This is a genomic window from Shewanella sp. SG44-6 (genome assembly GCF_014164185.1).
Taxonomy (GTDB): Bacteria; Pseudomonadota; Gammaproteobacteria; order Enterobacterales; family Shewanellaceae; genus Shewanella; species Shewanella vesiculosa.
On record NZ_JACJER010000048.1, the window covers coordinates 25,577 to 32,448 of the forward strand.

At 43.3% G+C, this 6,872-nt stretch carries 3 protein-coding genes, 1 tRNA gene and 1 pseudogene; 3 read left to right on the forward strand and 2 right to left on the reverse strand.

Annotation, left to right across the window (positions count from 1 at the left end; all coding sequences use genetic code 11):
- The first annotated feature begins 30 nt into the window (after positions 1-30).
- On the forward strand, positions 31-1,869 hold the full coding sequence (rpoD, locus tag H5185_RS10580) for an RNA polymerase sigma factor RpoD (RefSeq protein ID WP_124017050.1): 1,839 nt from the start codon (positions 31-33) through the stop codon (positions 1,867-1,869).
- Positions 1,870-2,051: 182 nt separating this feature from the next.
- On the opposite strand, the gene H5185_RS10585 is transcribed toward rpoD, so the two are convergent.
- A complete protein-coding gene (locus H5185_RS10585; RefSeq protein WP_182742066.1) occupies positions 2,052-4,892 on the reverse strand; it encodes an FAD-binding and (Fe-S)-binding domain-containing protein in 2,841 nt (946 codons plus the stop codon).
- A 937-nt stretch (positions 4,893-5,829) separates the two neighbouring features.
- Here H5185_RS10585 and H5185_RS10590 point away from each other — a divergent pair.
- Positions 5,830-5,906, forward strand: a tRNA-Ile gene (locus tag H5185_RS10590).
- A gap of 585 nt (positions 5,907-6,491) precedes the next feature.
- On the opposite strand, the pseudogene H5185_RS10595 reads toward H5185_RS10590, so the two are convergent.
- Positions 6,492-6,767, reverse strand: a pseudogene (locus H5185_RS10595) (DUF599 family protein); the annotation flags it as partial.
- Here H5185_RS10595 and H5185_RS23440 point away from each other — a divergent pair.
- On the forward strand, positions 6,683-6,872 hold a 190-nt coding region (locus H5185_RS23440), incomplete at its 3' end, for a DUF599 family protein (RefSeq protein WP_404948458.1). The pseudogene H5185_RS10595 and the gene H5185_RS23440 sit on opposite strands and share 85 nt — an antisense overlap.

A 6,872-nucleotide genomic window follows, 5' to 3' on the forward strand; every position in this document is an offset into this window, starting at 1 on the left:
TTATCAGTTCCCCAAAATTGGATGATATCTATGGATCACACTCCGCAGTCGCAACTCAAACTGTTGCTCGCTAAAGGTAAAGAGCAAGGTTATTTAACCTATGCAGAAGTGAACGACCACTTACCTGCAGACATGGTCGATTCCGATCAGATTGAAGATATTATCCAGATGATAAATGACATGGGTATCCGCGTTTTTGAAGAAGCGCCAGATGCCGATGACATGATGATGTCGGAAGACAACACAGACGAAGATGCTGCAGAAGAAGCAGCGGCAGCTCTCGCAACCGTAGAAAGTGAGTTAGGCCGAACCACAGACCCTGTGCGCATGTATATGCGTGAGATGGGCACGGTAGAGCTACTTACCCGCGAAGGCGAAATTGTTATTGCTAAACGTATCGAAGAAGGTATCAACACCGTACAGAGTTCTGTCAGTGAGTACCCTCAAGCGATTGCAATGATCTTAGAACAATTCGATAAGTATGAAGCTGAAGAATTGCGCTTGTCTGATATTATCTCTGGATTTATCAATCCTGACGACGATGACGTCGCCCCTACCGCCACCAACATTGGTTCTGAATTAGCGGACTCTAAAAAAGATGACGATGATGATGACGATGACGATGACGACGATGAAGAAGAGGAAGAAGGCAACAAAGGGCCTGATCCTGAAGAAGCTAAAGAAAAATTCACTCAACTTAGAGAAGCCTACGAAAAAAGCTTAGCGATCATTGCCACAAAAGGCCGTGACCACCCTGAAGCGATTGGCTCATTATTTGTTATTGGTGAATTATTCAAAGAATTCCGTTTAGTACCAAAACAGTTTGACCGTTTAGTTAAAAGCATGCGCAACATGATGGACCGCGTTCGAATTCAAGAACGCTTGGTCATTAAACTGTGTGTTGAACAAGCTAAAATGCCAAAGAAAAACTTTATTAAAGCATTCACTGGCAACGAAACAAACTTAGATTGGTTCAACAAAGAAAAAGCCAGCACCAAGCCTTACGCTGAAGGCTTGCGTATGATCACTGATGACGTCACACGTTGTGTAACTAAGTTAGGTGCTATCGAAGTTGAAACTGATTTAACCATCGCTGGCATCAAAGACATTAACCGTCGTATGTCTATCGGTGAAGCGAAAGCTCGCCGTGCCAAAAAAGAAATGGTTGAAGCTAACTTACGTTTGGTTATCTCGATTGCTAAAAAATACACCAACCGTGGTTTACAGTTCTTGGATTTGATTCAAGAAGGTAACATTGGTTTGATGAAAGCAGTAGACAAGTTTGAATACCGTCGTGGTTACAAGTTTTCGACTTATGCAACGTGGTGGATCCGTCAGGCAATCACTCGTTCAATCGCTGACCAAGCGCGTACGATCCGTATTCCAGTACACATGATCGAAACCATCAACAAGTTGAATCGTATTTCGCGTCAAATGCTTCAAGAAATGGGCCGTGAGCCGTCTCCTGAAGAATTGGCAGAACGTATGATGATGCCTGAAGATAAAATTCGTAAGGTACTGAAAATCGCTAAAGAGCCAATCTCAATGGAAACCCCAATCGGTGACGATGAAGATTCGCATTTAGGTGATTTTATCGAGGACACTACCCTCGAGCTACCATTAGACTCTGCTACAAGCGAAAGTCTAAAGAACGCTACACACGAAGTCCTAGCTGGCCTAACAGCCCGTGAAGCAAAAGTACTGCGTATGCGTTTTGGTATCGACATGAATACCGACCACACGTTAGAAGAAGTGGGCAAGCAGTTTGATGTAACGCGTGAACGTATTCGTCAAATTGAAGCTAAAGCGTTACGTAAATTACGTCACCCTTCTCGCTCAGAAATCTTAAAGTCGTTCTTAGACGAGTAAACGTAAGGTTTACGCTCTATAGCAAGACCATAAAAACCCAGCATATGCTGGGTTTTTTTATATAGATTGCCAAGCTTGCCACTCGATAAACGGTTCAGGTAGTGAATAACATGGGTATCACATCCGTAAAGCTAAAAAAGCCCACGCTATTTCGTGGGCTAATGAATATCAATATAAGCGTATTAGTGCTGTTTTTTGCTAGATGCTTTATCGAGTAGCGTTAAGATATTTTTATACGGAATACCTGAGTGGGTCGTTAATCCAACATCACAGGTTGCTGATACTGAGTAACCATGAGTACAACCTTGATCTTTAGTCTCCTCTTTTAAATGACGAAGACCATGCTCATTAAGCTCAGGGTAATTCATACCGCGGTTACCCGCCATGCCACAACACCCAACCTTCTCAGGCACCACAACCTCGGTAGCACAAAGTTTGGCAAGCTCAGTTAACTTACCAGCCATACCAAGCTTACGAGTGGTACAAGTTGGATGAACAGCCACTTTATCGACAACTTTGTTTATGTGTAGACGATCAACCAAAAATTCAAAAGCAAACTCTTCAGGGCCATACATCTGTAAACGGCTATCACAAGCTCGGCGCATCCGCTCAAGACAGGCAGTGGTGGCAACTAAAATTGGGTATTCACCATTGTTAGACGCCTTTAATAACCACACTGAGAGCTCATCAGACTTACGATCAGCCGCTTCGTCGTGACCATAAGACTCCCAAGGCTGACCACAACATAAGCCTTTGGTCTTCTCACCTAAGATCATCTCGATATTAGCCTTTTCGAATAAGCTCACAATCGTTTCAGGCAAAGAGCGCTGATCATCATGTTTAGCACTGGTGCCCATCATACGGTTCAAACATGCAGGGAAATAAACGGCTTTCATGTCACCAGAGGTTTTAGCCGTTGGTAAAGCTTTGCCCCGTGTCGGCATACCTTCAGTCCATAATGGGATCGGCATGCTAGGCATAATCTTACGAACGATTTTAGTGATTGCCCCCATACCTGATTCGCCAATCACTTTACGGCTAATGTCAGTGGCACCTAGCGCAAATCGAGCCACAGATTCCATGCTACCAAAACGATCGGCAGTAAAATCAGAAATTTTCTTATCCATATTACTGGCCCCTTCGGCCCGCAATACTTTCATATATTTACCGGTATCAATTGCCATTGGACAACCGAGTTTACACAAGCCATCTGCAGCGCAGGTGTCGATGGCAAAGTAAGGATAGTTCTTCTTTAGGTCAGCCAAGACGTCAGGCTCATCACCTGTGGCTTCTAAGGTTTTCATGACACGCGCAACAGCAGTACGTTGACGTGGAGACAAGGTTAAGCCATGGGCCACACAATGCGGTTCACAAAATCCACACTCAATGCATTTATCAACAATATCATGCACTTTTGGCATGGGCTTAAAGCCTTTTGCGTGACAGAGTGGGTCATCGTTAATGATGACCCCTGGGTTTAAAATACCGTTTGGGTCCAGGGTTTTCTTAACTCGCTTCATCAAGTCATAGACCGCGCTCCCCCATTCTTTTTCAACGAATGCAGCCATGCCAAAGCCAGTACCGTGTTCAGCTTTAAGCGATCCGTCATATCCCACAACTAGATCAGCCATTCCTTGCATAAAGCCTTCGAAACGTTCCACTTCAGCTTTAGTAGAGAAGTCCTGAGCGAAGATAACGTGATAGTTACCTTCAAGGGCATGACCATAGATCACCGCATCATCATAACCATGGGCAAAAGATAAGTTTTGTAAATCTATGGTGGCTTGTGGCAACACCTCAATAGGAAAGGCGATATCTTCGATAATACAAGACGTACCGACTGGGCGCATTGAACCGGCCAGCGGGAAAATTGCTTTACGAATGGCCCACATATTAGTGACAACTGCTGGATCTTGGGTGAACTCGACATCACGATACAAACCGTGCTTAGCCATAATCACTGACATTTTAGCAACGTTAGCATCAATCTGCTCCTGGCTGTCGCCAAAGGTCTCGAATAATACCGCCGTCACATCTTTGTGAACATGTTTTAGAAAGTCTGGTGTTTGATACTTAGATTGAGCAACAGCCTTGAGGGCAAAGTTATCTAATAACTCGGCAGCGTTAGTTTCTTTGAAGGCATCTCGTCGCAGCTCAACAATGGCCTCACAAGCTCCACGAAGTGAATCGAAATACACCATTGCCGACGCAGAAAAATTGTTTTTAACCACACTGTTCATGGTGATTTCAGATAAGAACCCTAGGGCACCTTCAGAGCCAACCATCAAGTGTAAAATAATGTCGATAGGATCGTGATGATCAACGAAAGAGTTCATACCAAAACCCGTTACGTTTTTAATCGAATACTTACGCTTGATACGGTTAACGAGTTCCTGATTAGCCATGATTTCGTCACGAATGGCTTCGATACCTTTGATCATATCAGGATGCTGTTGCTTAAACGCTTCACGACTTTGCGCATTTGCGGTGTCTAAAATCGAACCATCGGCAAAGATGATTCGTGCAGAGTCGATTAATTGATAAGAGTTATGATGAGTACCACAGTTCATTCCAGAAGCGTTGTTAGATACAATTCCACCCGCCATTGCAGAGGCTATGGTGGCCGGATCTGGCCCAAATTTCCATCCCAGAGGCGCCAGCGCACTATTCAGTCTAGAACCTATGACTCCGGGCTGCATTTGTACCTTCTTACCCGCTTCTAACACCTTAAATCGATTCCAGTGAAGGCCTGCAACCATCAAAACTGAATCAGAAATAGCCTGGCCACAAAGCGCTGTACCTGCAGCCCTAAAGGTCACCGGAGTAGCACTCTGATAACATTGCGCCAATACTTTTGACGCCTCAGCTTCATCTTTAGTGTGGACAACCATTTGTGGACGCTTTTGGTAAAAAGAAGCATCAGTCCCCCAAGCTACGCGGCGTATGTAATCGGTATGAACTCGAGAAGGCTCAAGGAGTTGGCCTAATTTATCGGCAAGCACGGTCAAATTAGATTGCAACATGTGTGTATCCCCATTCATGTCATCTATATGTGAACAGAGTCCTAGTAGACTCCATCTAAAACGTTATGCCGACTTTGCACCGTAACTTGATGACCTCGACATAGCCAAGATAAGCATTTTGGTCAGACATTCCTGCATGTTGATTTCGACTAATATCATGCAAATATTTGCCCCAACTATTTAAGACTGCCAATTTATACTCGTGCTTGTATTGTTGTTACCTTGATTTCAAGCTAAAGCCATTTGGGATCAAAATAGAAATAATTGTAACTTGCAGCCAAAACGATTCTCGTTATTAAGAACACATTATTATGGTGCAGTACATGGGTTTACTGACTGACGTAATAATACCTTGTCTACCTTTTTAGCAGAGTTAAACGCAACATACTGCAAATACTTTAGACCTTAATCTCAACCTTTAAATCAGCTCGAAATTTGTACTATTAACGTGAACAACCCCCTGATATCAAAACGTTATTGGTCAACTCGATCACAGAAAATAACAAAACAAAACCAAGCACACATACCGCCTTCACAGAATCGGGTTAAACATGCGCTACAGCACTGGGATATAGAGGAAGCGTTAGCATTTTTGGCTAAATGGCGCCGACGACCTGGCAATGAGGGGCAATGAGGATAGTTGTCATTTGGACGGACTTTTACAAAAAAATCACCACTGAGATTCAGGCTGAATAGCACAAGTCATCACGGGGTAACATTGTGACAAAAAAGTCATCCGCAGTAACTGCGATCAACCTCTCTATTTGGCATTTAAGTGCGACAAATACCTGCAAGCTTGTTATGGATATTTAGTTGTACTGATTAACAGATAACCAGTTGAATCATTTCAATAGAATTCTTGCAACATCAGAGGTGACAAGCACAAATAAACTTCGTATACTGCACACGCTTTTGTTAGTGACGACTAGCTTAAGTCGGCCCCTTAGCTCAGTTGGTTAGAGCATACGACTCATAATCGTCAGGTCCACAGTTCAAGTCTGTGAGGGGCCACCAATTCAGATAAGCCGTAGCAGGATAACACCTACTACGGCTTTTTCGTTTCTGGCGTTACAGACTCTGTAGCGGCTAACACAGTGTAACAATGCCACCATACTTACCACCACGCCAACAAACAGCGCCTTCAATAATAATAACAAACGACTTAACAGTATTGTTTAACAGCCTAAACCAGCCGCAAGAATAAACTACCGAGATAAAGTATTTGATAACAGCAATATTGCAGCTAAAACGCTTCCTATTAAATAGACCCATGTATAAAAACAGCCATGATTGATGAGTCACCTGATCCTATTTACTCTGAACTAGGGATAAGGGATAGAGGTATGATGATAAGAATCAAAAGCTTAGAAGTTAACCACTCTCACACTTGTCATTTATGTTATTCACAAAGCGATATAGTCGCGTCAATAGCGACTTTATTGCAGGTTCATTCAACGCTGCTGGCAAGGCAAAGGGCTGTTTGAGGGCGTTTGTTATCCCAAGTTGAGGTTATTTAGAATATATCCAAGCCACAATAGCATTTACTCATTTGCATGAGCGTCTCACGAGAGTGGCTAAGTTGACATTGCTGCCCTAGTCTCAACGGATATAGGCCGGATTTTTTTCTAGGAAGGCTTGGGCGGCGGTAATGGCTACCACGGCTTTAGAATTAAATTCGCGTTGGTACAAAGTGTATACCACAAATAAACTGGCCAAAATAAATATCCCAGGATGCATAAACCAGCACAATGCGGCCATGGAATAATAATAAGATCGTAGGCCATAGTTATATGAATGTGCTGCTTGATCTTGCACAACAGCCATTTGCCTTGCGTAACCGAGTGCATTTTTATCGGTGCCAGTTTTATCTAATGGCCGCATTGTGCTGGTTTATGCATCCTGGGATATTTATTTTGGCCAGTTTATTTGTGGTATACACTTTGTACCAACGCGAATTTAATTCTAAAGCCGTGGTAGCCA

Excerpts from the sequence above, each read along its gene's own strand:
- rpoD (WP_124017050.1), top strand. The coding sequence starts at position 31 with ATGGATCACACTCCGCAGTCGCAACTCAAACTGTTGCTCGCTAAAGGT.
- H5185_RS10585 (WP_182742066.1), bottom strand. The coding sequence starts at position 4,892 with ATGTTGCAATCTAATTTGACCGTGCTTGCCGATAAATTAGGCCAACTC.